This is a genomic window from Luteimonas sp. A501, assembly GCF_054052085.1.
In genome coordinates this window covers 263,980-287,389 of record NZ_JBSVRI010000003.1, presented here as the reverse complement: position 1 = coordinate 287,389, position 23,410 = coordinate 263,980, and the positions used below count along the sequence as shown (strand labels likewise).

General features: G+C 70.5%; 21 protein-coding genes. 4 read left to right on the top strand and 17 right to left on the bottom strand.

Annotation, left to right across the window (positions count from 1 at the left end; all coding sequences use genetic code 11):
- Positions 1–10 precede the first annotated feature (10 nt).
- Positions 11–793, top strand: a complete 783-nt coding sequence (locus ACW7G5_RS10915; protein WP_457004436.1) for a DUF4124 domain-containing protein — start codon at positions 11–13, stop codon at positions 791–793.
- Complete coding sequence (locus ACW7G5_RS10910; protein ID WP_457004434.1) at positions 793–1,482, top strand: DUF4124 domain-containing protein; 690 nt, start codon at positions 793–795, stop codon at positions 1,480–1,482. The genes ACW7G5_RS10915 and ACW7G5_RS10910 overlap by 1 nt, the downstream gene beginning before the upstream one ends.
- Positions 1,483–1,491: 9 nt before the next feature.
- On the opposite strand, the gene ACW7G5_RS10905 is transcribed toward ACW7G5_RS10910, so the two are convergent.
- From ACW7G5_RS10905 to ACW7G5_RS10880, 6 genes are all read right to left on the bottom strand, one after another.
- On the bottom strand, positions 1,492–2,064 hold the full coding sequence (locus ACW7G5_RS10905; protein ID WP_457004432.1) for a hypothetical protein: 573 nt from the start codon (positions 2,062–2,064) through the stop codon (positions 1,492–1,494).
- An 11-nt stretch (positions 2,065–2,075) separates the two neighbouring features.
- Positions 2,076–4,082 (bottom strand): vWA domain-containing protein, encoded by a 2,007-nt coding sequence (locus ACW7G5_RS10900; protein ID WP_457004430.1) that lies wholly within the window; start codon positions 4,080–4,082, stop codon positions 2,076–2,078.
- Between the two features lie 281 nt (positions 4,083–4,363).
- Positions 4,364–5,140, bottom strand: coding sequence for an SDR family oxidoreductase (locus tag ACW7G5_RS10895; RefSeq protein ID WP_457004428.1), 777 nt, complete (start codon positions 5,138–5,140; stop codon positions 4,364–4,366).
- Between the two features lie 5 nt (positions 5,141–5,145).
- A complete protein-coding gene (gene sppA / locus ACW7G5_RS10890) occupies positions 5,146–7,038 on the bottom strand; it encodes a signal peptide peptidase SppA (RefSeq protein WP_457004426.1) in 1,893 nt (630 codons plus the stop codon).
- 105 nt (positions 7,039–7,143) lie between these two features.
- On the bottom strand, positions 7,144–8,529 hold the full coding sequence (locus ACW7G5_RS10885) for an MATE family efflux transporter (protein ID WP_457004424.1): 1,386 nt from the start codon (positions 8,527–8,529) through the stop codon (positions 7,144–7,146).
- A complete protein-coding gene (locus ACW7G5_RS10880; protein ID WP_457004422.1) occupies positions 8,526–9,983 on the bottom strand; it encodes a DUF3106 domain-containing protein in 1,458 nt (485 codons plus the stop codon). The genes ACW7G5_RS10885 and ACW7G5_RS10880 overlap by 4 nt, the downstream gene beginning before the upstream one ends.
- A gap of 440 nt (positions 9,984–10,423) precedes the next feature.
- Between ACW7G5_RS10880 and ACW7G5_RS10875 the strand changes: the two genes are divergently transcribed.
- Positions 10,424–12,649, top strand: a complete 2,226-nt coding sequence (locus ACW7G5_RS10875) for a primosomal protein N' (protein WP_457004420.1) — start codon at positions 10,424–10,426, stop codon at positions 12,647–12,649.
- A gap of 75 nt (positions 12,650–12,724) precedes the next feature.
- Here the strand turns inward: ACW7G5_RS10875 and ACW7G5_RS10870 are convergent, their stop codons facing one another.
- A complete protein-coding gene (locus ACW7G5_RS10870) occupies positions 12,725–13,585 on the bottom strand; it encodes an NYN domain-containing protein (RefSeq protein WP_457004418.1) in 861 nt (286 codons plus the stop codon).
- Positions 13,586–13,749: 164 nt separating this feature from the next.
- Here ACW7G5_RS10870 and zupT point away from each other — a divergent pair, with 164 nt between their 5' ends.
- Positions 13,750–14,559: a zinc transporter ZupT gene (gene zupT, locus ACW7G5_RS10865; RefSeq protein ID WP_457004416.1), complete on the top strand. Its 810-nt coding sequence runs from the start codon at positions 13,750–13,752 to the stop codon at positions 14,557–14,559.
- A gap of 100 nt (positions 14,560–14,659) precedes the next feature.
- On the opposite strand, the gene rpoH is transcribed toward zupT, so the two are convergent.
- The 10 genes from rpoH to rhlB form a co-directional block, all read right to left on the bottom strand.
- Positions 14,660–15,538 (bottom strand): RNA polymerase sigma factor RpoH, encoded by an 879-nt coding sequence (gene rpoH / locus ACW7G5_RS10860; RefSeq protein ID WP_457004414.1) that lies wholly within the window; start codon positions 15,536–15,538, stop codon positions 14,660–14,662.
- Between the two features lie 179 nt (positions 15,539–15,717).
- Positions 15,718–16,239 carry a hypothetical protein gene (locus tag ACW7G5_RS10855; RefSeq protein WP_457004413.1) on the bottom strand — a complete coding sequence of 174 codons (522 nt, stop codon included), beginning with the start codon at positions 16,237–16,239 and terminating at the stop codon, positions 15,718–15,720.
- Between the two features lie 27 nt (positions 16,240–16,266).
- Complete coding sequence (locus ACW7G5_RS10850; RefSeq protein ID WP_457004411.1) at positions 16,267–16,785, bottom strand: hypothetical protein; 519 nt, start codon at positions 16,783–16,785, stop codon at positions 16,267–16,269.
- Positions 16,786–16,822: 37 nt separating this feature from the next.
- Entirely contained in the window at positions 16,823–17,338 is a 516-nt protein-coding gene (locus ACW7G5_RS10845; RefSeq protein ID WP_457004409.1) for a hypothetical protein, read from the bottom strand.
- Positions 17,339–17,436: 98 nt separating this feature from the next.
- Entirely contained in the window at positions 17,437–18,120 is a 684-nt protein-coding gene (locus tag ACW7G5_RS10840) for a hypothetical protein (RefSeq protein WP_457004407.1), read from the bottom strand.
- Positions 18,117–18,830 (bottom strand): uracil-DNA glycosylase, encoded by a 714-nt coding sequence (ung, locus tag ACW7G5_RS10835; RefSeq protein ID WP_457004405.1) that lies wholly within the window; start codon positions 18,828–18,830, stop codon positions 18,117–18,119. The genes ACW7G5_RS10840 and ung overlap by 4 nt, the downstream gene beginning before the upstream one ends.
- Positions 18,827–19,624 (bottom strand): response regulator, encoded by a 798-nt coding sequence (locus ACW7G5_RS10830; RefSeq protein WP_457004746.1) that lies wholly within the window; start codon positions 19,622–19,624, stop codon positions 18,827–18,829. The genes ung and ACW7G5_RS10830 overlap by 4 nt, the downstream gene beginning before the upstream one ends.
- Before the next feature lie 50 nt (positions 19,625–19,674).
- Positions 19,675–20,622: a permease-like cell division protein FtsX gene (ftsX, locus tag ACW7G5_RS10825; protein ID WP_457004403.1), complete on the bottom strand. Its 948-nt coding sequence runs from the start codon at positions 20,620–20,622 to the stop codon at positions 19,675–19,677.
- Positions 20,615–21,307: a cell division ATP-binding protein FtsE gene (locus ACW7G5_RS10820; protein WP_457004401.1), complete on the bottom strand. Its 693-nt coding sequence runs from the start codon at positions 21,305–21,307 to the stop codon at positions 20,615–20,617. The genes ftsX and ACW7G5_RS10820 overlap by 8 nt, the downstream gene beginning before the upstream one ends.
- An 89-nt stretch (positions 21,308–21,396) precedes the next feature.
- Complete coding sequence (gene rhlB / locus ACW7G5_RS10815; protein WP_457004399.1) at positions 21,397–23,238, bottom strand: ATP-dependent RNA helicase RhlB; 1,842 nt, start codon at positions 23,236–23,238, stop codon at positions 21,397–21,399.
- Between the last annotated feature and the right edge of the window lie 172 nt (positions 23,239–23,410).

The following is a 23,410-nucleotide window of genomic DNA, read 5'->3' as shown; positions in this document are numbered from 1 at the left end:
AGATGGGCGCATGAGGACCGTGTCCGCACGCATCGCCGCGACCATCCTGCTGCCGGCCTGCCTGGTCGCCGCAGCGGCGGGCGCCGCCGGGCAGGACGCGGGCGACATCACGATCTACCGCTGCACGGCCGCCGACGGCCAGATGGTGATCGGCAACGTGCCTTGCACTGGCGACGCGCAGCAGCAAATGCGCAACATGGTGCGCCCGGTGGATGGCGAGCCTGCGCCGGCACCGTTGGCCGCTCCATCGGCGCCCGTGCCCGAGTCCCCGCCGACCGTTCAATACGTGGTCGCGCAGCCCCCGCAGCCCCTGTACGAGTGCGTGCGCCCGGACGGCAGCGCGTACGAAAGCGACAGCGGTGACGGCGAATCACGCTGGGTGCCGCTGTGGACCATGGGCTACCCCATGGGAATCGGCGCCGGGCCCCGCGGCCACGGCGGCCGCGGCGACATCGGCAGCCGCGGCCGGACCGGCAGCGCCGGCAGCGGCCTGAGCGCACCACCGGTCAGCCGCATCAGCACTCCACCGGATCCGCCGCGACCCGAGCCGGGCAATGCCGGCCCGCGCCCGCGCCCGCCCCATGGCGGCCAGGCCTGGCCCGGCGGTCCCGGCACCTGGGAACGCGACCAGTGCCATGCGCTGCCGCCGGCCGAAACCTGCGCGCGCCTCGGCGACCGCCTCGACGACATCCGCCGCCGCTTCTTCAACGCCCAGCAGCGCGAGCGCGATACCCTGCGCATCGAGGAGCGTGGCCTCAACGCCCGCATCGCCCGCGACTGCAGGATGTATTGATGCTTGGATCCACCCGACCCCGCCTTCGCCTGGCGGCAGCCCACGTTGCCGACCTTGCCCTCGCCGTCACCCTTGCCGTTCCCCTTGCCTTCGCCATCCCCGCGATCGCCGCGGCGTCCCAGGTCGTGATCTACCGCTGCACCGACGCCAGCGGCTCGCTGACCGTGCAGAACGACGACCCCTGCCCCGCCGGCAGCCGGGAGGAGCGCACGGTGATCGAGCCGCCGCCGCCGATGCCGGTCTACGTGCCGCAGGCGCCGCCACCGGGGGCACCTGCACCCGCACCCGCGGCAGAGCCCGTGCCCGATGGCCCGCCGAGGCCCGACGCGCCGCAACCCGCGCGCATCGCCGACGCCGACCGCCTGCCACCGCCGCCGATCTACCGCTGCCATACGCCCGGCAACGACCGCTACGTGAGCGAATCCTCCGAGCCGCAGCCGCGCTGCGTCCCGATGCAGACCGTGGGCATCAACGGCGACCCGGGCCTTGCCGCCGGCGCCGCCTGCGAATGGCAGTACGACCGCTGCGAACGCATCCCCGATGGCGAAGCCTGCGACGGCTGGCGCCAGCGCGGACGCGAGATCGAGTCCGGCTGGCGCTATGCCCGCGGCGACGCAAAGAGCCCGCTGCAGGAGGAGTTCGCGCGGGTATCCACCATCCTCAGCGACACCAGCTGCGGCCTCCCCTAGCGCGCGCCGTCAGTCCACCGCGCGGGTCTGGAAGCTGCCCTCGACCGTGACCGAGGCGGTGCCGGCGCGCTCTCGCGCCGAGAACGCGTAGCGACCCGTCAACGCGTCGCCCGAAGCGGAGGAAATCACCAGCTCGCCGTCCTCGATGGCGTAATCGACCGGGCCCGGATGGATCTCGATGTTGCCGTCGAAGTCGTCATCGTCGCCAAGCGCGTAGGTTCCGGGCGCTGGAGACGCGGTGTCATCGCGCGCAAGCGAGATCACGACCGGGCCGGATCCGCCGCCCGGCTGGCCGGAAAAACCGAGGTGGTAGCGGCCATACCTGGCACCGGACATGGCGTTCGCGCCTTCCAGCGCCAGCTCCCGATCGCCGGTCACCGTGGCCTGGAAGCCGGGCTCCGCTGCTCCGCCGGGTGCGGGTGCCACGGTCGCCGCCGGCGCGGTGCCGTCGGATGATCCGGCAGCGGCGCCATCGGCCGGTGCCGCACCGCAGGCGACGAGCAGGCTGCAGAATCCCGCCACGGCCAGCGCGCGTCCGAAGCGGCGGCTCGCATCCGTACGCGTCCGATGCATGTGTTTCATTCCGGTCTCCATCAGGGGCTGTCCGCAGGCGTCACGCTGATCGTCTCGCGGGCAAGTACCGTTCCTTTCTGCTTCTGCACATAGCGCACTTCATACGTCCCCGCAGTCGCCGGCATCCGCAGTTGCAAGGGGCTTCCATCGCGGGTGTAGGTGTAGCTCTCGTATGAGTTGCCAGCTGCAGCCGGCTTGGCCACGGAAATGTAGTCCCCGGAATAGTCGGGACCCGTCCAGGCCACCGTGACCCTCGAACCGGCCGTGGCGGTCGCGGGGACCTCCTGGAGGCTCGCCGTGACGGGGGTGATGGTGATCGTCTCGCGCGCCATCACCTTGCGCTTCTGCTTCTGGATATAACGCACCTCATACGTCCCGGCCACGGCCGGCATCAGCAGCTGCAGCGGACTTCCCTCGCGGGTGTAGGTATAGCTTTCGTAGGCCTCGCCGCCCACGTCGGGCTTGGCCACAGAGATGAAGTCGCCGGAATAGTCGGGGCCGGTCCAGGCCATCGTCAACGTGGACCCGGCCGCTGCGGTCGCGGGGATCTCCACGCTCGCGTCGACCGCGGTGATGGTGATCGCCTCCCGCGCCAGCACCTTCCGTCCCTGGGCCTGGATATAGCGCACCTCATAGGTCCCGGCATCCGCCGGCATCAGCAGCCCCAGCGGGTTTCCATCGCGGGTATAGGTGTAGTTCTCGTAGGACTCGCCGCGCACCTCGGGCTTGGCCACCGAAATGAAATCGCCTGAATAGTCCGGGCCGGTCCACGCCATCGTCAGCGTGGAGCCCGCTTCCGCAGTCGCGGGGATCTCCACGCTCGCCGTGGTATCGGTGACGGTAATCGTTTCACGCACCAGCACCTTGCGCCCGCTGTCCAGGATGTAGCGCACCTCATACGTGCCCGGGTCCTTCGGCAACAGCAGCTGCAGGGGGTTTCCCTTCTTCGTGTAGGTGTAGTTCTCGTATGCATGACCGGCTGCGTCGGGCCTGGCCACCGAGATGAAGTCGCCAGGCTGGTCCGGGCCGGTCCAGGCCACGCGCACCGTGGCCCCGGCCGCCCCGGTCGCTGGCGCGTCGATGCTGGCGTCCAGCTTGACGATGATCGGCAGTTCCAGGCTGGAGCCGGTGATCTGGCCTTCCGCGCTCGCACCGTCGGATGCGCGCTGCACGCTGACGTCATGCACGCCGCGGGGCAGCTTCACCTTGATGGCGCCGGCATCGGCTTCCTCGTGGAGGATCTCGCCGGTCGCACCATGGCGGACGGTCCACGCCAGGCCCTGCCGGATGGTCGGTCCCTTCTCCTGGTCGGTCGCCGACAGGCTGATTTCCACGGTTGCGACGGGCTTCGGTTCGGCTGCCGGCACCGGCTTTGCCGCGGCCGCGGCCTGCACGGCACTGATCTGATCAAGCGCCGCGCGCAGCTCGTCGGCATCGTCGGCGACGAAGAAGCGGCCGCCGGTGGCTTCGGCAATGCAGCTCAGCTCACCTTTCGCGCCGGCCTCTTCCGCGCCCAGGCCGAAACCAACGGTGTGCACGGTCAGGCCGATGCCCATCTTCTTGAGGTTGGCCGCGGCCTGGCAGGGGTCCTTGTGGCAGGTCTCCTGGCCGTCGGAAACCAGGATCACCGTGGCTTGGTTCTCGGTGGACTTCAGGACGTCTGCCGCATGTTCGACGGCCGCGGTCATCGGGGTCATGCCGACCGGATTGACGCCCGCAATGGCCTTGCCGATCGCATCACGGTCGGTGCCCACGGGAACCAGCGTCTGGATGTCGCTGCAGTCGCCCTTCCGGTTATGTCCGTAGGCCACCAGCCCCAGGCGCCGCTCGGGTGGCAGGTCGTCCAACAGCCCCTGCACGACTTCGCGGGCGATGGTGATCTTGGGCACGCCATCGATCTGTCCCCACATCGAACCGGAGGCATCGAACACCAGGACGGTGTCGTTTGCCACGGCTTGCCGGGTCTGGGCACCGGCCACCGGAGTGGCGAGGCCGACGACGAGTGCGAGCGTCAGGTGTCGAAGCATGATGGTTTCCCTGTCTTTTCGTTTGATGGACGACACCGCCATGGACGGCACATGCCTGCGCGTGACCCGGCAGGCATGACGGCGCATCCAGCAGTACACGATCCCGGGCACGGAAAGCGGACATCCGGCGGACATCGCAACAGCGGCATCCGGCGGGCTTGCGCTCAAGCGCGGCGAGGCGCGGCGAGGCGCGCCGGAGGCGACGCCCGGGTCGTGTTCGACAACACCGCGCACGGACACGCGGCCGCGAACGCCGCGGCATTCCAGGACGTGCTGCGGTTCTAGAACCCGTAGCGCAGGAAGCCGCCGTCCACCGCGATGCACTCGCCGGTGACGTATGACGACGCCGGCAGGCACAGGAAGGCCACCGCGGCGGCCACTTCTTCGGGTTCACCGATGCGACCCATCGGCGTGCGCATCAGCACGTCGTCCAGGTAGTCGGGATCGGCAAGGCTGGGCGAGGTGCGGCGGGTGCGGATGTACCAGGGCGCCACGCAGTTCACGCGCACGCCGTCCTCGGCCCATTCGCAGGCCAGGTTGCGGGTCATCTGGTGCATCGCGGCCTTGCTCATTCCGTAGGGCGCGCCGGTGCGCACGTGGGTCACGCCGGACACGCTGCCGACGTTGACGATGCAGCTGGCCGCATGCTGCGCCAGCAGCGGGTGCGCGTAGCGCGACAGCTCGAAGGCGCTGAACAGGTTGACCTCGAAGATCTCGCGCCACTCGTCCTCGGTGTAGTCGATCGCGGCCTTGCCCAGGTTGCCGCCGGCGTTGTTGACCAGGATGTTGAGGCCTTCGCCCTGGTCCTCGACCCAGTCCAGCAGCTCGCGGCGCTGCTCGTCGTCGGCGACGTCGGAGATCAGCGCGCGCACGTCGCCGTCCGGGTGCAGCTCGAGCAGCTCCTCGCGCGCCGATTCCAGCGCGTCGCCGTCGCGCGCGGCGATCAGCACGCGCGCGCCGAAGCCCAGCAGTTCGGAGGCGATCGCCCGGCCGATGCCGGCGCTGCCGCCGGTGACCAGGGCCAGCTGTCCATCCAGGCGCCAGCGCGACCGGGCCATGTCGCTCACGGCATGCAGAAGCAGTGGGCCACGGCCTTCACCGGCTGGCCGCCGCGCGCCATGACCTGTTCGATGAAGCGCAGCTCGGCGACGAGTTCGGGCGCCACCCTGGCCAGCAGGCCCTGCGCCAGGCCGCTGCGGACCAGCACGCCGGCACCGACGCGGGTCTCGGCCATGCCGGCGACGAAGTTCTCGAATGGCGTCATCGGCTTCTCGATGTAGTTCACGCCCCAGCCGTCCTCGCCCAGCTCCGCGCGGGACGCGGCATTGGCCAGCGCATCGCGCAGGCCACCGAATTCGTCGACCAGCCCGCGCTCCTTGGCCTGCGCGCCGCTCCACACCCGGCCGCGTGCCACGGCGTCGATCTGTTCCACGCTGCGCTCGCGCGCGGTCGCCACCTTGCCGATGAAGTCGCGGTAGCCCTTGTCGATCACGCTCTGGATCACCGTGCCTACTTCGGGCTGCAGCGGACGCGTCGGATCGAAGGCGCCGGCGAAGCGCGTGGTGCCGACGCCGTCGGTGCGCACGCCGATCTTCTCGAGCGTGCGCGGGATGGTCGGGAACATGCCGAAGATGCCGATCGAGCCGGTGATGGTGGACGGATCGGCGTAGATCGCGTCGGCGTCCATGCTGATCCAGTAGCCGCCGGACGCGGCCATGTCACCCATCGATACCACGACGGGCTTTCCGGCCTGCTTCAGCGCCACCACTTCGCGGCGGATCTGCTCGGAGGCGAAGACCTCGCCGCCCGGCGAGTCCACGCGCAGCACCACGGCCTTGACCTTGTCGTCGTCACGCGCGGCGCGCAGCAGGGCCGAGGTGGACTCGCCGCCGACGCTGCCCGGGTTCTGCTTGCCGCCCATGATCGCGCCTTCGGCGACCACCACTGCGACCTGCGGCCGGGCGTCGGCCACGGCCATCGGGCTGGTGACGTGCTTGAGGTAGGCGTCGTAGGCGATCTCGCGCACGCCGCTGTCGTTGTCATCGTCGGACTCGCCGCGCTCGGCCAGCAGCTGCTGCACTTCCTCGAGCGTCTTGAGGCCGTCGACCAGCTTCTGGTCCACCGCCAGCTTCGCCAGATCGCCACCGGCGGCCTGCACGCCCTGCGGCAGGTTGTCCACGCCGGCCGCGAGGGCCGCGGGGTCGATCCCGCGCGCGGTCGCGATGTCGCCGATGAAGCGCTGCCAGATGTCGTTCATCCAGTACAGGTCGGCTTCCTTGGCCTCGGGCGAGGCCTGGTCGAGCACGTAGGGCTCGGCCGCGGACTTGAACTCGCCGACCTTGAACAGGTGGATGTCGACGCCGAGCTTTTCCTGCAGGCCTTCGCGGTAGTACTGGCGATAGCGGCCCAGTCCCTCGAGCACCAGGCCGCCGTAGGGATCCATGTAGACCTCGTCGGCCTGCGCCGCCAGCAGGTACTGCGCCTGGCCGAAGTAGTCGCCGTAGGCGACGACCTCCTTGCCGGCCTCGCGCAGCGTGCCGATCGCATCGGCGAGCTCGCGCATCGACGCATAGCCGGAGAACGCCATGCGGTCGGTGCGCAGCAGCACGCGCTCGATGCGCGTGTCGCCGGCGGCCTTCTCGATCACCTGCAGCAGATCGCGCAGGCGCACCTCCGGCGTGTCCTGTCCGGTCATCTTGCCGACCGCACGGCCGACCGGATCGACGCTGAACTGTTCGACCAGGGCACCCTCGGGCGCGATCACGAGCGTGGTGCGGTCAAGCAGCGGCTTGGCGCGCCCGGTGCTGAATATCGCCACCAGAACGAGCAGCACCAGCAGCAGGAACAGCAGGTTGAACACCAGGCGACGAGTGAAATTGAGCGCATCCCAGGCACCCACGATCACGCGGACGATGGGGCCGCGTCGACGCGGCGCGGTGGAGGGCAGTGCTGACATGGCGGACAACCGAGGAGGCAATGCCTCCAGTATCGCCGCTGGCGCCGGGCGGCGTCACCCGCCATCGGTCACTGTGCTTCGGGGTCCGCCGCCAGGCGGGGCTGGTCAGCCGGCGTGCCGCCGGGGCAGCAGGCCACTGCTGTGCATGAAGCGCCAGGCCATCAGTACCGCGGCGACCGACAGTCCGGCGATCAGGCCGATCCACATCCCGCGCGGGCCCATGCCCAGCCCGAGCCCGAGCCCGGCGCCGACCACCATGCCCACGCCCCAGTAGGCGAACGCCGCCAACAGCATCGGCACGCGCGTGTCCTTCAGTCCGCGCAGCGCGCCGGCCGACAGCACCTGGACGCCATCGGGAAACTGGAACGCCGCCGCGAACAGCAGCAGCGAGGCGGCCAGCCCCGCCACCGCTTCATCGGCGGTGTAGACCGCGGCGATCGCGTCGTGGCCCAGCACCAGCACCAGCGCCGACAGCGCCTGGGTGCCCAGGACCAGGGCCAGGCCCGCGAGCATCGTCCGGCGCACGCCCTCGCGACCTCCGCCGCTGCCCAGGACGTGGCCGACGCGCACCGTGGTGGCCTCGGCCACGCCAAAGGGGATCATGAAACACAGGCTGGCGACGTTCATCGCGATCTGGTGCGCGGCGGCCTCGAACTGGCCCAGCCGGCCGATCAGCAGCGCGGTGACGATGAACAGCCCGCCTTCCATCGCCACCGTCACTCCGATCGGAAGGCCGGTGCGCAGCAGTTCAGTGATCGGCTCCCGTCGTGGCGGGTCGAAGGATGCGAACAGCCCCAGTGCGGCGAAGCGCTTCGCACGCGCGAGGTAGGCGGCGAACGCGATCGCCTGCGCCCACATCATCACCGACGACGCCAGGCCAAGGCCCGCGGCGCCCATCTCCGGCAGCCCGAAGGCGCCGAAGGCGAACACATAGCCCAGCGGCACAAGCAACAGCAGCCCGCCGAAGCCGAGCAGCATGGTCGGCAGCGTCCAGTGCAGGCCGTCGCTCAAATAGCGCATCGCGTAGTACAGGGTCAGCGCCGGCACCCCCCAGCGGATGCCGTGCAGGAAGTCGCGGGCACCCGCACGGATGTCTTCGGCGATGCCCATCGGCGCCAGCAGCAGCGGCGCGAGGCTGAGGAACGCGAACAGCAGCACGCCAAGCGCGAGCGCCAGCCACAGCGACTGCCGGAACAGCGCTGCGATGGCGTCGCGGCGACCGGAGCCGTCGAGCTGCGAAACCGCCGGCGGCAATGCCATCAACGTGCCCATCGGCACCATCATCGGCAGCCAGAACACGGCCGTGCCCACGGACACCGCGGCCAAGGTGGCGGTGCCGTGGCGACCGGCGATCACGCTGTCGACAAAACCGATCAGCCCGGTCGAAAGATGCCCGGCCACCAGCGGCAGGGCGAGCACGGCGGTCGCGCGCAGGTCGCTGGCGAAGCCCGGGACGGGGGCGTCGCGCAGCCTGCCCGGTGCGGGGTTCATTGGACCGGTGCCACCTTGCGCCGCAGCCAGCGTCCGCGCTGGGCCGGCGGCGTTGCAAGCAGCTCGATGCGCAGCTCGGCGCGGGCCTGCGGCGGGGTGCGCACGGCAAGCACGACGAGATCGGCGCGCGCCTGCGGGTCAAGGCCGCGCAGGGCCTCGAGCAGCGCGGTGCGTGCATCCAGCGGCACCTGGGCAAGCAGCGGATGCAACTGGGGGTAGTCGGCACCGAGGTCCGGGCCGAGCAGCCAACCACGGCGGACGCTGGCGTCGAGCGCGTCGAAGCGGGCGCGCAGCGCGGCCTGCTCGTCCGGTTCTCGCAGTGCGTGGCGCGCCGCGACCCCACGCAGTGACTCGCGCTCCGCTGCGGAGAGATCGCGCCAGGCCAGCCAGCGTTCGCGGCGCTCGCCGCGCTCTTCGTGCGGCAGTGCGTCCCAAAGCTCGCGACGCTGGGCAAGCTGCGCAAGCGCCGCGGGGTCGAGCGCGCCCAGGCGCTCTTCCACCGGTCGCCCGGATCGTTCCGCGGAACCCTGGCTCGCCGCCGCGGTGCCGTAGGGCTCGGAGTCCGCATCGGCTTCGCCCTCGGCCAGCATCCAGGCATGGAAGGCCGGATCGGCAGCGGCCGGGCCGGCTTCGGCATCGGCATCGGCATCGAGCAGCAGGGCCAGGTCCGGGTGCAGCGCCAGCGCGTCCTGTTCCGGGTAGCGGCCGGCCGGTGCTTCGGCCTCGGGGAGTGCTTCGACCAGGATGCCATCCGGTGCCTGGGCCAGGCCCGCGGGAAGGCTGTCGAAGCGGACGAAGGTCGCGGCCAGGCCCAGCACGGTGAGGATCGCCACCGCCCACAGCGCGGTACGCAGGCCGCGGCTGGCGGAGCTGCGCATTCCGGCGTCACCACCATGATCCGGTGCCCCGCGCGGCGCCGCGGCGGGACTCGTCGACGGCGCCGACTGCACCTGCGGCTGCGCACGCAGCATGCCCTGCATGGCCCGGCCCAGCGCCTGCCAGGCCTCGACGTCGGCGCTGCCATCGGCGTTTCGGGGAAGCGCGCGCTGCAGTCCCAGGCGATAGGTCGGTCGCGCGATGCCGAGGACGATGGCGGCGTCGGACTCGGCCAGCCCTGCAACCAGGCGCAGCAGCAGGGCCGCGCGCGGACCGTGGCCGATCCGGGCCAGCCATTCGAAATCGGACTCCCAGCGCGGATCCGGCGGCGGCCTGCGCATCGCCGGTGCCGCCAGCAAGAGTGACCAGAAGCGACGCGGCCATTCCCCGAACGGCGTCCGTCCCGCCTCGCGGGCGAACCGCTCCAGTGCCCAGGCCAGGGCCTCGTCGCCGGCCTCCCCGGAGCCCGCAAGCAGTGATGCGAAGGCGTGGCCGCGTCGCTCGACGCCGCGCAGGAACGCCCGCAACGCAGTGGGCGCGGCGAGGTCGGCGGGGTCGGAAGGGCGTGGTGGGGTCATGGGGACAGGCGCGTGGAGGGCGCCATTCTAGCCGCGGCGGCGGCGGCGACTGGCCCTTGACGGAGCGCACAGTTTGCGCTTCGACCCGGACACCGGGCCGTTTCGGGCTGCAAAAGGTTGTTCACAGCGGTCACGCAAATGTCATTGACGGGTCCTTCACGGCAACGTGGAGCATTGCGACAGTCATGTTTCACGGCCAAGTGGCTGTATCCATTGACTTTTCAGCGAATGGCGCTTTTTTAGCCAACGCTCCCTGAACGTTGTTCCCACGCCGTTTGGGGGGTCCGGCACAGGGACCATGCACAGACTTATCCACAGCTTGTGTGGATAAACAAAATTCCTTTACCCGCCCGGGACTTGCAGCCGAATCGTAGTTTGCAAGGCAACATTGGCTCGCAAGCGGCGTGGGTAGCGGAGAGGCGACTCGCTAGACTGCCGCAATGCCCGCAAACGTCCTGCGCGTCGCCCTGCCGCTGCCGATGCCGCGGCTGTTCGACTACCTTGCTCCCGGTGCCACCAGCGCCTCCACGGGGGATGTCGGCAGGCGCGTCCGGGTTCCCTTCGGCCCGCGCGAACTCGTGGGCGTGGTGGCGGCCACCGGCGCGGCCGCCGCAGGCGCACCGGCGCTGCGTGAGGCGTTGGCCTGGCTTGATCCCGAGCCCCTGCTCCATGGCGAACTGCTGGCCACCACCCGATGGCTGGCGCGCTACCTGCACGCGCCCCTGGGCGAGGTCCTGGCCACCGCCCTGCCCGCGGCGCTGCGCCGCGGCGGCCCGGTGCCCGAGACCGTCGTCTGGGGCCGGGCGCTGACGGCGGCCGGCGTCGCGGCGATCGGAGACCTGAGGAGCGGCGGGCGCCCGCGGCGCCTGGCCGAGGCGCTGCGCGACGGCGTGGTCGCCGAAGACCTGCTGGATGACGCCATCGAAGGCTGGCGCACCGCGGCGCGCAGCCTGGAGGCCCGCGGCCTGCTTGAACGGACGGCCATCACCGGCCCCCCGGCGGCGGCGGCTACCGGCGGACCCGTGCACACGCCCAACGCGGAGCAGGCCGCGGCCCTGGAATCGCTGCGCGCCGCCCAGGGCTTCGCATCGGTATTGCTCGAAGGCGTGACCGGCAGCGGCAAGACCGAGGTCTACCTGCAGGCCATCGCCGAACGCTGCCTGGCCCACGGCCGCCAGGCGCTGGTGCTGGTGCCGGAGATCGGCCTGACCCCGCAGATGCTGGCGCGCTTCCGCGCGCGCCTGGGGGTGCCGGTGCATGCGCTACATTCCGGACTCGCGGACGGCGAACGCGCGCGCGCCTGGGCCGCGGCATGGCGCGGCGAGGCGCAGGTGATCGTGGGCACGCGCTCGGCCGTCTTCGCGCCGCTGCCAAACGCCGGGCTGATCGTGGTCGACGAAGAGCACGACGGCAGCTACAAGCAGCAGGACGGCATCCGCTACCACGCCCGCGACGTCGCCCTGGTGCGCGGCAAGGCCCTGGACGTGCCGGTGCTTCTGGGCAGCGCGACGCCGTCGCTTGAAACCCTGCACAACGCGCGCGCCGGCCGCCATGCCCACCTCCGGCTGCGCCAGCGCGCGGGCGAAGCCCGGCCGCCGCGGGTGCGCGTGCATGACGTCCGCAAGCGGCCCCTGCACGCCGGACTGTCCGACGAACTCCTGGCCGCGACCCGCCGCGCCCTCGACGCCGGCGGCCAGGTGCTGGTGTTCAAGAACCGGCGCGGCTATGCGCCGGTGCTGCTCTGCCACGACTGCGGCTGGAGCGCGGCCTGCCCGCGCTGCAGCACGCCCGAACGCGCGATCCCGATGACCGTGCACTCGGGCGGCCGCCGCCTGCAGTGCCACCATTGCGGCTCGCGGCGGCCGGTGCCGATGGCCTGTCCCGACTGCGCAGGCTTGGCGCTGCAGCCGCAGGGCGTGGGCACCGAACGCATCGAAGAACTGCTGGCCGCGCGCTTCGGCGACGTGCCGGTGCTGCGTATCGACAGCGCCAGCACCCGCCGCCGCGACGGCCTGGCGCGCGAGCTGGCGAAGCTCGAGGACGGCCCCGGGATCCTCGTCGGCACGCAGATGCTGGCCAAGGGCCACGACCTGCCGAAGCTGGTGCTGGTGTGCGTGGTCGGGATCGACGAAGGCCTGTTCTCGGCCGACTTCCGCGCCAGCGAGAAGCTGGCCCAGCTGCTGATCCAGGTCTCGGGCCGCGCCGGCCGCGCCGAACGCCCCGGCGAGGTGCTGCTGCAGACGCACCATCCCGAGCACCCGTTGCTGGACGTGCTGGTCAACGGCGGATACCGCGCCTTTGCCGACGCCGAACTGGCGCAGCGCGCCGCCGCGGGCTTCCCGCCGTTCGCGCACATGGCGCTGCTGCGCGCCGAAGCCCAGCAGGCAGGGCTGCCGGACACGTTCCTGCAGGCGGCGGCTGAAGCCTTCCAGCAGGCGCGCACCGCGCTGCCACCTGCGCAGGCGCGGACGCTGCTGGTCGCCGGCCCGATCCCGGCGCCGATGCCGCGCCGCGCCGGCATGCACCGCGCCCAGCTGCTGCTGTCATCGCCCGGGCGGCCGGCGCTGCACGCGGTGCTCGATGCCGTGATCGCGGGCCTGCACGCGCGGCCGGAAGCACGCCGCGTCCGCTGGTCGCTCGACGTGGACCCCACCGACCTCTACTGAACGATCCGCGCCATTTGCGCCATCCGCAACATCCGCTCCCTACGCGCGACCCTGTGGGAGCAGCTACAGCTGCTCCTACACGGTGTCGGCTTTCGGCGGGGACCTGGTCTTGGTGGCTTTTGCACCCTTCCTGGCGGCCTTGGCGGTGCTGGCGGCCGCGGCGGCCTTCGCGGCGCTTACTTCCACCGGGGCTTTGGACGACTGCTTGCGGACGGCGCCGCGGGCACTGGGATTGCGCACCTCGATCACCGGTCCCTGGCGACGCAGCTCGAACAGGCCGATCGCTTCGATCAGGTCGCTCAGCTTCCGATAGCCGTGGTTGCGCGAATCGAACGAGCCCTGGTTGCCAACGTGGCTGCCGACCGCGCCCAGCTTCGACCAGCCATCTTCGCCCTGGGTGGCGTCGACCGCGCCGCGCAGCAGGCGCACCAGGTCAGCGTCGTGCTGCAGCTGCGCCGGCGAAGGCGCCTGGCGGGCGTCGCCGTTGTCTTCGTCGGGCTCGCCGAGCTTCTCCAGGTACAGGAAGGTCGAGCAGGCACGCACGAAGGGCTCCGGCGTCTTCTCCTGGCCGAAGCCGTACACCGCCACGCCGTCGTTGCGCAGGCGCATCACCAGCGGAGTGAAGTCCGCATCCGACGACACGATGGCGAAGCCGTCGAGGTTGCGCGCGTACAGCAGGTCCATGGCATCGATCACCATCGCCATGTCGGACGCGTTCTTGCCGCTGGTATAGGCGAACTGCTGGATCGGGCGGATGGCCCAGGTGTGCAGGCACTTCTCCCAGCCCACCAGGTGCTGGCTTTTCCAGTTGCCGTAGGCGCGGCGCACGTTGGCCACGCCGTGGCGTGCGATCTCGGCGAGGATCACTTCGATCTTCGAGGCCGGCGCGTTGTCGGCGTCGATCAACAGTGCGATGCGCTTTTCCCGGTCGGACATGCGGGGACCCTCGACAGGCGCCGGTGCGGCGCGATGCGCGCACAATAGCAACCGGCGCACCGCCCTTCCCGCGTCCGCGGCCTTTCGACTACCTTGGCGTGCTCGCCACGCCACCGCCGGCCGCTTTGGCCTCGCTGCAATCGACCAGGCAGGAGCCTCCACGCATGATCGAAGTCGCCCCCGCCAACCTGCTCGTCGCGCTGGCGGTGACCACCGCGGCGGGCCTTGCCACCGGCGTCGGCGGCCTGCTGGTGTTCGCCCAGGCACGGCCCAATGCGCGCCTGCTCGCCTTCGGCCTGGCCTTCGCCGGCGGCGCGATGGTCTACGTGTCGCTGTCGGAGATCCTCAACAAGTCGATCGACGCCTTCAGCCAGGGCTATGGCGAGCGCCTGGGTTTCAGTTTCGGCACGATGGCCTTCCTGTGCGGCGTCGGCCTGATCATGCTGGTCGACCGCCTGGTGCCGAACCCGCACGAGCGGCTGGAAGCCGACGACCCCTTCTTCCGCGAGCACAACGCCGCCTACATCAAGCGCGTCGGCCTGCTGACCGCGCTGGCGATCACCGTGCACAACTTCCCCGAGGGCCTGGCGACCTTCTTCGCCACCCTGGAGAATCCCGGCGTGGGCATGCCGCTGGCCTTCGCCATCGCCATCCACAACGTGCCCGAGGGCATCGCGATCGCGGTGCCGGTGTACTTCGCCACCAATAGCAAGGCCTATGCCTTCGGCGCCTGCCTGCTCTCGGGCCTGGCCGAGCCGCTGGGCGCGATCATCGGCTATGCGCTGCTGCGGCCCTGGCTATCCGACGCGGTGTTCGGCAGCGTGTTCGGCGTCATCGCCGGGGTAATGGTGTTCCTGGCGCTGGACGAACTGCTGCCGGCGGCGAAGCGCTACTCGAAGGGCCACGAGACCGTGTATGGGCTGGTCAGCGGCATGGCCGTGCTGGCGATCAGCCTGGTGCTGTTCAAGTGGTGAGCACGGCGCCGGCGACTGCCTGACCCGGCGTCCGGCACGCGGCGCAATCACGAAAAAGCCCGGCCTGGGCCGGGCTTTCGACGAGCGATCCGCGCTGCGATCAGGCCGCGAACAGCGCCTTCATCTTCTTCAGCGCGTTGGCCTCGACCTGGCGGATGCGTTCGGCGGAGACGCCGTATTCGTCGGCCAGTTCCTGCAGGGTGACCTTGTTGTCCGCGTCCAGCCAGCGACGCTTGACGATGTCGCGCGAGCGCGCGTCCAGCCGCGACATGCCCTCGCGCAGCAGCTCGAGCTGGCTGGATTCGCTGTCCTCGCGCTCGTAGGCCTGCGAAGGATCCTCGTCGCGCGACATCAGGTAGGCGGCCGGCGCCGGCGGCGCGCGCTCGTCGTCCTCGTCGGCGGACATGTCGAAGCCGATGTCACGCCCGGACAGGCGCGACTCCATCTCCAGCACCTCGCGCTCGGACACGTTGAGGTCCTTGGCCACCGCGCTGACCTCGGCGGCGTTGAGCCAGCCCAGGCGCTTCTTGCTGCGGCGCAGGTTGAAGAACAGCTTGCGCTGCGCCTTGGTCGTGGCGACCTTGACGATGCGCCAGTTCTTGATGATGTACTCGTGCATCTCGGCGCGGATCCAGTGCACCGCGAACGAAACCAGGCGCACGCCGACGTCGGGGTCGAAGCGCTTCACCGCCTTCATCAGGCCGATGTTGCCCTCCTGGATCAGGTCGCCCAGCGGCAGGCCGTAGCCGTTGTAGCCGCGGGCCACGTGGACCACGAAGCGCAGGTGCGACATCACCAGGTCACGGGCGGCACCGAGGTCCTCTTCGTCGTGGAAGCGGCGGGCAAGCGCCTGCTCGTCCTCCACCGAGAGGATCGGGATCTGGTGCACGGCGCCGATATACGCGTCCAGCGAGCCGAGCGCGCTGGGGATCGGCAGGTTGTTGGGAACGAGCGGATAGCTGGGGGCGGTTGCGGTCATGGCGACGATTTTAACAGTGGCCCGTTAAGACTGCTGAGCGATGAGAAAGTTCATTCATCCTGCAGATAGAACAATGGCCGCGGAAAATCACGGCTCGCCGCATAAAAAAGGCGAATTGAGACCGCCGGGCGGCCGCGGGAGCGCGCCCCGGCCCCGTGCGGCCAAGGGCGCGCGCACCATCAAAGGCCTCCGGCGGCATCCACCTCCCTGTACATGATGGTGCTCAGGTCGACGCGGGGCGGCAAGTTGCAGCTGAAGTTCAAGGTCCCGCTGGCCGCGCCCTTGTCGACGCCGTTCCACGTCAGCCAGGCGCTCCCGGCGGCCGGCACCACGATGCTGCCGGCGGTGTACGTCAGGGCGTCGGGGGTCCCGGCCACCAGCTGGCATTCGACCGTGACCGGCACCGCGCCTCCGATCATGGCAAAGCGCGCGCTCACCGACGCACCGCCGGGAGGCGCCGCGGAATCGGCGGGCAGCGAGCACGACACGAAGACCGACGCGCCGCCCTCGTTGTTGATGCCGATCGGGCGCTTGCGAAGGGTGGTGTCGAAGACCGGCAGCGGCGCCTCGCACACCGCGGTGGCGCTGACGCGCTGCACGCGCTCGGTGGCGGCGCTGGCTGCAGGCGCGTGCAGCACCACGAAAAGCGCCAGGACGCAGCTGGCGGCGGCGGACATGCGGCAATGGAAGGACATGGTCATGAATCGGTTCTCCATGGGTGGGACGGCTCAGAGCCGGCCCGAGGTGTCGGTCTGGGTGTAGCTGACGGTTTCCATGGCCACGCCGACGGGCAGGTGGCAGTTGAAGGAATAGGTCCCCGAGCCGCTCCACTTGTTGATCTGCTGCCAGGCGACGGTGGCGCGGCCACCGGCGGGGATCGCCTGCTCCGCGGTCACGTAGAACACCTGCGCGTCGCGCGTCCCGGACACCATGGTGCAGCTGACGCTGGCGGCGTTGCCGCTGCTCTTGAACGTGACCTGCACGGCGCCGGTATTGGACTGGCCGTAGTCGTCGGTGGCCAGCGTGCAGGAGACGAAGACCGGCTGGGCGCCCTGGTTCTGGACCGCGACCGGCCGCCGGCGCAGGTTGACGTTGAAGTGCGGCAGCGGCGCATCGCAGATGCCGGTGGCCGACACATTGATGGTGCGCGTGGTCGCGGCGGACGCGTCGAAGGGCTGCAGGAGGAGGGATGCGAACACGCACAGGCCGGCCGAAGCCAGGGCGCGTGGAATGCGGCGATCGAACATGGATGTGCTCCGGGATGCGGGAAGAAGAATGGACATGTCAGATGCCGCCGGCGCTGTCGTATTCGCGGGCGTAGACATTGGTCAGCTGGATCCCCGGTGCCAGCGAACACATGAAGGCGAACAGGCCGTCCGCGCTCTGCTTGTCGAGGCTGCTCCAGGTGAACCAGTTCCTGCTGCCCGGCGCGATCGAGCGCGACCGCACGTCGTACACCGGCAGCTCGGCGGTACCGGTGACCAGGGTGCAGTTCACGGTGGCACTTGCCGCCGCCGTGGACGCGAAATGGATCTCGACCCAGGCCTCCCCGACGTCGCCCACCGGATCGCTCGGCATCGCGCAGTTGACGAAGACTGTCTGGTTCCCGACGTTGTCGACCCTCAGCGGCGCCTTGCGCAGGTGGGCGTCGTAAACGGGCAGGGGCGCCTCGCAGATCCCGCTCGGACGGGTGTAGCGGGGGCGCTGGGCGGCGGCCTCGGCATCCGGCACGTGCAGTCCGGCCGCCAGGCCGAGGACACAGCTGGCCGCCAGCAGGGGCGGCATCGTGGAAGTGCGCATGGAACAGGTCTCCTCTCGGGTTGCGGACGCGCCAACCGGCGGCCCTGACCACTCCTATCGAGGAAAGCGCGCTGCTCCCGCCAGCGCCGGCGGCGGTTTCAGGCGCCGCGTCGCGCCAGCGCCCACCGGTACAGGGCGATGTCGCCGGCATGGTGGCGTTCGATGCGGGCCTGCAGCCGCGGATCGATGTCGTAGCCCGACGCCCCGCGCTCCGGATTCACCAGCGCGGCGGCCGCCACCGCCTCCCAGCCCAGGCGCCGCGCGAGGCGCTCGAGGTCGGCATGGTGGTGTTCGGTGATGCCGATGAAGTCGAAGCGCGCGGGGTCGAAGCCCCACAGGTACTGCCGGTAGACGTCGCGCATCTCCGGCCCCAGCGCGAAACGCTCGAACGTCCATCGTTCGCCCAGCATCCGGTTGCGCAGCGGCTGGGCAGGGTCGCCGCCGTCGTAGTCGCGGCGCCAGAACGCGTAGTGCGAGGCCAGGCGCTGCACGGGATCGCGCATCCACGTGATCCAGCGCGCCGGCCGCCGGCCCAGCGCGATGCGGTATTTCAAGGCCAGGAAATGCCCATGGATGCAGGTCGCATCGACCGGGACGCGTCCACGCAGCGCCAAGCCGCCACGCACCGCGTGCATGCGCCTGGACAGCGTGCCGTACTGCATGGGCAGGTCGGCATAGTCGTCGCGATAGCCCTCGCCACTGGCCGCGCGCAGGGTTTCGGAAAAGCTGGTTCCGGCGGTTTTAGGCAGGTGCAGCGAAACCAGCAGCGGCGCGTGGCTCATCGCGCCTCCAGCTGCGCGCGCGGCGGCAGCGACCAGTCCAGCGCCGCGCCGCCGTTGCGGGCGAGGTACCCGTTGGCCGCGGAGAAGTGCCCGCAACCGAGGAAACCGCGGTGCGCGGACAGCGGCGACGGATGCGTGCTGCGCAGGACGCGGTGCCGACGGGCGTCGATCACCTTGCCCTTGGCCTGCGCATACGCGCCCCAGAGCATGAACACCAGGCCTTCGCGCTCGCGGTTGAGCACATCGACCACATGGTCGGTGAAGCCTTCCCAGCCCTTGCGCTGGTGCGAGCCCGCGCATCCTTCTTCGACCGTCAGCACGGCATTGAGCAGCAGCACGCCGCGGCGTGCCCAGGGAAGCAGGCAGCCGTGGTCGGGGCGGCCGATGCCGAGGTCGCGCTGGATCTCCTTGTAGATGTTGTCCAGCGATGGCGGCACGCGCACGCCCGGGCGAACCGAGAAAGACAGGCCATGTGCCTGGCCGGCACCGTGATAGGGATCCTGGCCGAGCACGACCACCCGCACGTCCTCGAAAGGCGTGGCGTCGAAGGCGGCGAAGATGTCCGGACCCGGAGGAAAGATCCGCACGCCGGCGGCCTGGCGCTCGCGCAGGAAGGCCGACAGCGCCAGCATGTCATCGCGCTCGAACCAGTCGCCTACCCGCGCCTTCCAGGATGATTCCAGGCGAACGCGGCTTCCCGCTTCGCTCATCCTCCGGCCACCGCGGTTTCGGGCAGGCGCGACAGCCGCAACTGGAACAGCGCCTTGGTCACCAGCAGCCGCTCCTCGATCGGCTTGAGCACGAGGTCATTGGCGCCATCGCGGAGCAGCGTGGCCTGGTTCTCGGCATTGGCATCGCCGGTCATCACCAGCACCGGCAGCCGGCGCTTGGACCAGCCGAATTCGCCGCGGATCGCCTGCACCAGGTGGCCGCCGTCGAGTTCGCCCTTGAGGTAGACGTCGGTCAGCACGAGGTCGATGCCCGGCGCCTCGCCGGCCGCGATGCGTTCTTGCAGGAACTCCAGCGCGGCTTCGACGCTGGTCAGGTGCACCACGTCCATCTGCTGCGCCTTGAGCATGCGCGTGGTCGCAAGCGCCACGGTGCGGCTGTCTTCGACGTACAGCACGCGCGCGCCTGGGATCGGCGCCGGCTGCACGTAGCCACGGATGAATTCAGCCAGTGCGCGATGGCCGTGCGACTTGTCGAAATAGTCGGTGATGTCGTCGCTGAAGCGCCGGCCCTCGAGGTGTTCCTGCGCATTGCCCGAAACCACGATCACCGGCACGTAGCGCTGGCCGGCTGCGGCACGCACGGCCATGGCCAGCTCCTGGCCGTGCCCGTCGGGAAGGACCAGCGAGGTGGTGGCGAGGTCGATGGGCGCGGCCGCCAGCGCGGCATGGGCTTCGGCCAGGCCGGCGCAGGACACGACCTCGGCCTGCGGCAACTGGTCACGCAGCACGTCGCCGATCAGCTTGCGCACCAGCCGCGAACCGTCGACCACCATGATCCGTGGATTGCTGCCATCGAGATGGCGGATATCGGTCACCGTCACGGTCAGGTCTCCGTGGGCCGGGTCTGGCGCAGGAAGTGCCCGGTGACCGCCCCGGCGCCAATCCAGCCGAGCACGGTCGCACCGGCGATGACCGCAAGTGCCTGGCGCGGCGCGAAGCCGGTCAGCGCGAAGCTGCTGCCATAGCTTGCGGCAAGCTCCGCCAGCGGCACACGCAGGGCGGCGCCGGCCGCCGTGAGCAGGCCCAGCGCCAGCGCGCCCGCGGCGAGGCCATACCAGGCACCGAGGTAGAGGAAGGGCCGGCGGATGAAGCCGTCACTGGCGCCCAGCAGCTGCAGCACGCCGAGTTCCTCGCGCCGCGACTGGATATCCAGGCGCACGGTGTTGCCGACCACAAGCAGCGCGCCCAGGCCGAGCAGAGTCGCCAGCACCCAGGCCACGCGGCCGCCGAAGCGCAGCCAGCCGTCCAGGCGCTGCCGCCATGCGGCGTCGTGCTGGACCAGCTCGGCCTCCGGCAGGGTGCGCAGCGAGTCGGCCAGCAGCACCTCGTCGCCGGCGGGCGTCAGCAGCAGCACGTGCGGCAGCGGGTTCTCGCCAAGCAGGTCGATGGCCTCGTCCAGGCCGCTGCGTTCGCGCAGTTCCTCCAGGCCCTGCTCCGGCGTGCGGTGTTCGACCACGCCGACGTCGGCGCGGCCGCCGAGCTCCGCCACCAGTTCGGCCACGCGCCCGGGCGCCGTGTCCTGCTTGAGGAAAATGCTCAGCTGGCGCGAGGCCTGGACATCGCCGGCAAAGCGCTCGACGTTGGCCAGCACCAGCCACAGTCCCAGCGGCAGCGCCAGCGCCACCGCCATCACGCCGATGGTGAGCGCGGTGGAGCCCGGCCGGCGCAACAGGCGACCGAGGCTGGCGACGATGCTGTAGGCATGGTGGTCGAGCCAGGCACCGGGGCGCGAGCGGGTCGATGCCTTGGCGCGTGCGATGGGTTCATTCATCGGCCAGGTCCTCGGGCGCGATGTCGTCGGCCAGGCGACCATGGTCAAGCACCAGCACGCGCTTCTTCATGCGCTTGACCAGACCAAGGTCGTGGCTGGCGATCAGCACGCTGGTGCCCTGCCCGGGCAGCGAGGCGAACAGCGCCATGATCTCCGCGGCCAGCGTGGGGTCGAGATTGCCGGTGGGTTCGTCGGCCACCAGCAGGCGCGGCTCGGCCACCACCGCGCGGGCAATGCCGACTCGCTGCTGTTCGCCCGCCGACAGTTCGCCGGGCAGGGCATTGCCGCGCGCACCCAGGCCCAGGCGCTCGAGCACCGGGCGCACCCGGCGCCCGGCATCGCCGCGGCGCATGCCGCGCAGCACCAGTGGCAGGGCGACGTTGTCGTGCACGCTGCGGTCGGCGAGCAGGCGGTGATCCTGGAACACCACGCCGACCTCGCGCCGGTGCAGGGCCACGCGGCCGCCGCGGACCTTGAGCAGGTTGCGCTCGCCGAACAGCACCGCGCCGCGGCTGGGCCGCTCGGAAAGATGGATGAGTCTGAGCAGGGTGCTCTTGCCGGCACCGGAATGTCCGGTGACGAAGAGCATTTCACCAGCGTCAACGCCGAAGCTGACGCCATCCAGCGCGACGTGGCCGCCTGGATACTGCTTGCAGACGTTGTCGAAGCGCAAGACCTGCGGCATCGCGATACTCGCGTCGGGGGAGACGCGAGTATCGCTTGATGGCCGCTTTGCGGCCAGACGTGCGGATCCGGTCGGGTGACCGGACCGGTTCAGTGCTGCGAGCGCGGCGCGCGCTTGACCAGCTTGCGCAGGCCCTGGCCGATGCGGCCCAGAAGCGACGGCTCCTGCACCGGGCCGGACGCTGCTGACGGAGCCGCCTGGCCGGCTGCCTGTGGCGGCTTGGGCTGCGGCTGCGGCCTGGGCCGCGGAGCGCGCGCAGACCCGGCACCGGCTTCCCCGCCGCTTTTCGGCTGCCCGTCTTCCGCCTGCGGGCCACCCTCGACCTGCTGGCCTTCGGCGTTGACGCGGCGACCACCGCGACGACGACGGCGCTTGCGCGGTGCGCGCTCGCCCTCGGCACCCGGGGCGGCATCGCCTGTTCCGGGGGCCGGCGCAGCGGGAGCGCCCGAGGCCGCGACCGGAGCTGCGGCTGGCGGCGCGGCGTCCGGAGCCGCGACTGGCGACGCAACGCTCCCGACCACTGCGCCATCCGCAGCCGTCGTGGCAACGTCCGAACGCGGCTTGCGCGGGCCGCGCTCTGGCCGGCCATCAGCGCCACTGCGCGGACCGCTGGAACGACCACCACCCTCGCGGCGACCACCGCCGCGGCGGGCATCGTCGGCGGCACGCTGCTCGCGCGCCTCGCGGAAGATCTCGCTCACGCTCTCGCCCTCTTCCGGCTGGAGCTCGACGCCTTCGCGCGGCTTGCGCGGCAGCGCGGTCAGGAGCTCGGCGCTCACCGGCTCCGACGGGATCTTCTGCTCGATGAAGGCCTCGATGTCGGGCAGGCCGATCGCGTAGCGCTCGCAGGCGAAGCTGATCGCATCGCCCTCCTCGCCCAGGCGCGCGGTGCGGCCGATGCGGTGGACATAGTCTTCCGCGTCGAAGGGCAGGTCGTAGTTGTAGACGTACTTCACGCCGTCGATGTGCAGGCCGCGGGCGGCGACGTCGGTGGCGACCAGGATCTCGAGCTGGCCGGCCTGGAACTTTTTCAGCAGGCTCTCGCGCTTCTTCTGCGGCACGTCGCCCGACAGCACGCCGACGCGGTAGCCGGCGCGTTCGAGCGAGCGCGCGACGCGCTCGACGAACACCTTCGTGTTCACGAACACCATCGTGCGCGCGCCCTCGCCGCGGGACAGCAGTCCCAGCAGCAGCGGCAGCTTTTCCTCGTCGGACGGGTAGTAAAGCTTCTGGCGCACGCGGGCCGCGGTGATGGTCTCGGTCTCGACCACCAGCTTCGTCGGCTCGTTCATGTGCTCGTAGGCGAGCTCCAGCACGCGATGGCTCAGCGTGGCCGAATACAGCAGGGTCTGGCGCTCGGTGCGCACCGGCATGCGGCGCAGCAGGAAGCGGATGTCCTTGATGAAGCCGAGGTCGAACATGCGGTCGGCCTCGTCCAGCACGCAGACTTCGCAGGCGTGCAAGCTGACCACCTTGTGCTGCTTGACGTAGTCGATCAGGCGGCCGGGCGTTGCGATGATGACGTCGACACCCTCTTGCAGCAGCTGGCGCTGCTTGTCGTAGTCGACGCCGCCGTAGACCAGGGCGAAGCGCAGGCCCAGGTCGGGGCCGAACTTCACCGCGTCCTTGTGGATCTGGATGGCGAGCTCGCGGGTAGGCGCAAGGATCAGCGCGCGCGGGTCTTCGGGCTTGCGGTCGGCCAGCGCCGGGCGGGTCAGCAGGCGATTCATCACCGTGACCAGGAAGGCCAGCGTCTTGCCGGTGCCGGTCTGGGCCTGGCCGGCGACGTCACCGCCGGGGAGTGCCACCGGCAGGCTCAGCGCCTGGATCGGCGTGCAGCGCGTGAATCCGGCGATCGCCAGGCCGGCCTGCAGCCGCGGGTGGAGGTCAAAGGAAGAGAAGGTAAGGTCGGTAAGTGGTTTGTCGGTCATTCGTCGGAAGTCTGCGCGGCGTGGCGCGCTTGCGTGGAAGGCGGCAGCCAAGCAGACTGCCGTGGAGATGTCGCGGCGGCTTGCCCGCTCCAGGCCCGCCCCCTCCGACGGGGCAGCCACTTGAATCGGCCGCGAATCGCCCAAGCTTAGCAGCTACCGCGGCCGCCAACCG

Bases quoted from the DNA above. Each gene is read 5' to 3' on its own strand.
- ACW7G5_RS10905 (WP_457004432.1), bottom strand. From the start codon at position 2,064: ATGAAACACATGCATCGGACGCGTACGGATGCGAGCCGCCGCTTCGGA.
- ACW7G5_RS10895 (WP_457004428.1), bottom strand. From the start codon at position 5,140: ATGGCCCGGTCGCGCTGGCGCCTGGATGGACAGCTGGCCCTGGTCACC.
- zupT (WP_457004416.1), top strand. From the start codon at position 13,750: ATGATCGAAGTCGCCCCCGCCAACCTGCTCGTCGCGCTGGCGGTGACC.
- ACW7G5_RS10830 (WP_457004746.1), bottom strand. From the start codon at position 19,624: ATGGTGGTCGACGGTTCGCGGCTGGTGCGCAAGCTGATCGGCGACGTG.
- ACW7G5_RS10910 (WP_457004434.1), top strand. From the start codon at position 793: ATGCTTGGATCCACCCGACCCCGCCTTCGCCTGGCGGCAGCCCACGTT.
- rhlB (WP_457004399.1), bottom strand. From the start codon at position 23,238: ATGACCGACAAACCACTTACCGACCTTACCTTCTCTTCCTTTGACCTC.
- ACW7G5_RS10855 (WP_457004413.1), bottom strand. From the start codon at position 16,239: ATGACCATGTCCTTCCATTGCCGCATGTCCGCCGCCGCCAGCTGCGTC.
- ACW7G5_RS10915 (WP_457004436.1), top strand. From the start codon at position 11: ATGAGGACCGTGTCCGCACGCATCGCCGCGACCATCCTGCTGCCGGCC.
- ACW7G5_RS10840 (WP_457004407.1), bottom strand. From the start codon at position 18,120: ATGAGCCACGCGCCGCTGCTGGTTTCGCTGCACCTGCCTAAAACCGCC.
- ACW7G5_RS10850 (WP_457004411.1), bottom strand. From the start codon at position 16,785: ATGTTCGATCGCCGCATTCCACGCGCCCTGGCTTCGGCCGGCCTGTGC.
- ACW7G5_RS10820 (WP_457004401.1), bottom strand. From the start codon at position 21,307: ATGCCGCAGGTCTTGCGCTTCGACAACGTCTGCAAGCAGTATCCAGGC.
- rpoH (WP_457004414.1), bottom strand. From the start codon at position 15,538: ATGACCGCAACCGCCCCCAGCTATCCGCTCGTTCCCAACAACCTGCCG.
- ACW7G5_RS10870 (WP_457004418.1), bottom strand. From the start codon at position 13,585: ATGTCCGACCGGGAAAAGCGCATCGCACTGTTGATCGACGCCGACAAC.
- sppA (WP_457004426.1), bottom strand. From the start codon at position 7,038: ATGTCAGCACTGCCCTCCACCGCGCCGCGTCGACGCGGCCCCATCGTC.
- ACW7G5_RS10880 (WP_457004422.1), bottom strand. From the start codon at position 9,983: ATGACCCCACCACGCCCTTCCGACCCCGCCGACCTCGCCGCGCCCACT.
- ACW7G5_RS10885 (WP_457004424.1), bottom strand. From the start codon at position 8,529: ATGAACCCCGCACCGGGCAGGCTGCGCGACGCCCCCGTCCCGGGCTTC.
- ung (WP_457004405.1), bottom strand. From the start codon at position 18,830: ATGAGCGAAGCGGGAAGCCGCGTTCGCCTGGAATCATCCTGGAAGGCG.
- ftsX (WP_457004403.1), bottom strand. From the start codon at position 20,622: ATGAATGAACCCATCGCACGCGCCAAGGCATCGACCCGCTCGCGCCCC.
- ACW7G5_RS10875 (WP_457004420.1), top strand. From the start codon at position 10,424: ATGCCCGCAAACGTCCTGCGCGTCGCCCTGCCGCTGCCGATGCCGCGG.
- ACW7G5_RS10900 (WP_457004430.1), bottom strand. From the start codon at position 4,082: ATGCTTCGACACCTGACGCTCGCACTCGTCGTCGGCCTCGCCACTCCG.
- ACW7G5_RS10845 (WP_457004409.1), bottom strand. From the start codon at position 17,338: ATGCGCACTTCCACGATGCCGCCCCTGCTGGCGGCCAGCTGTGTCCTC.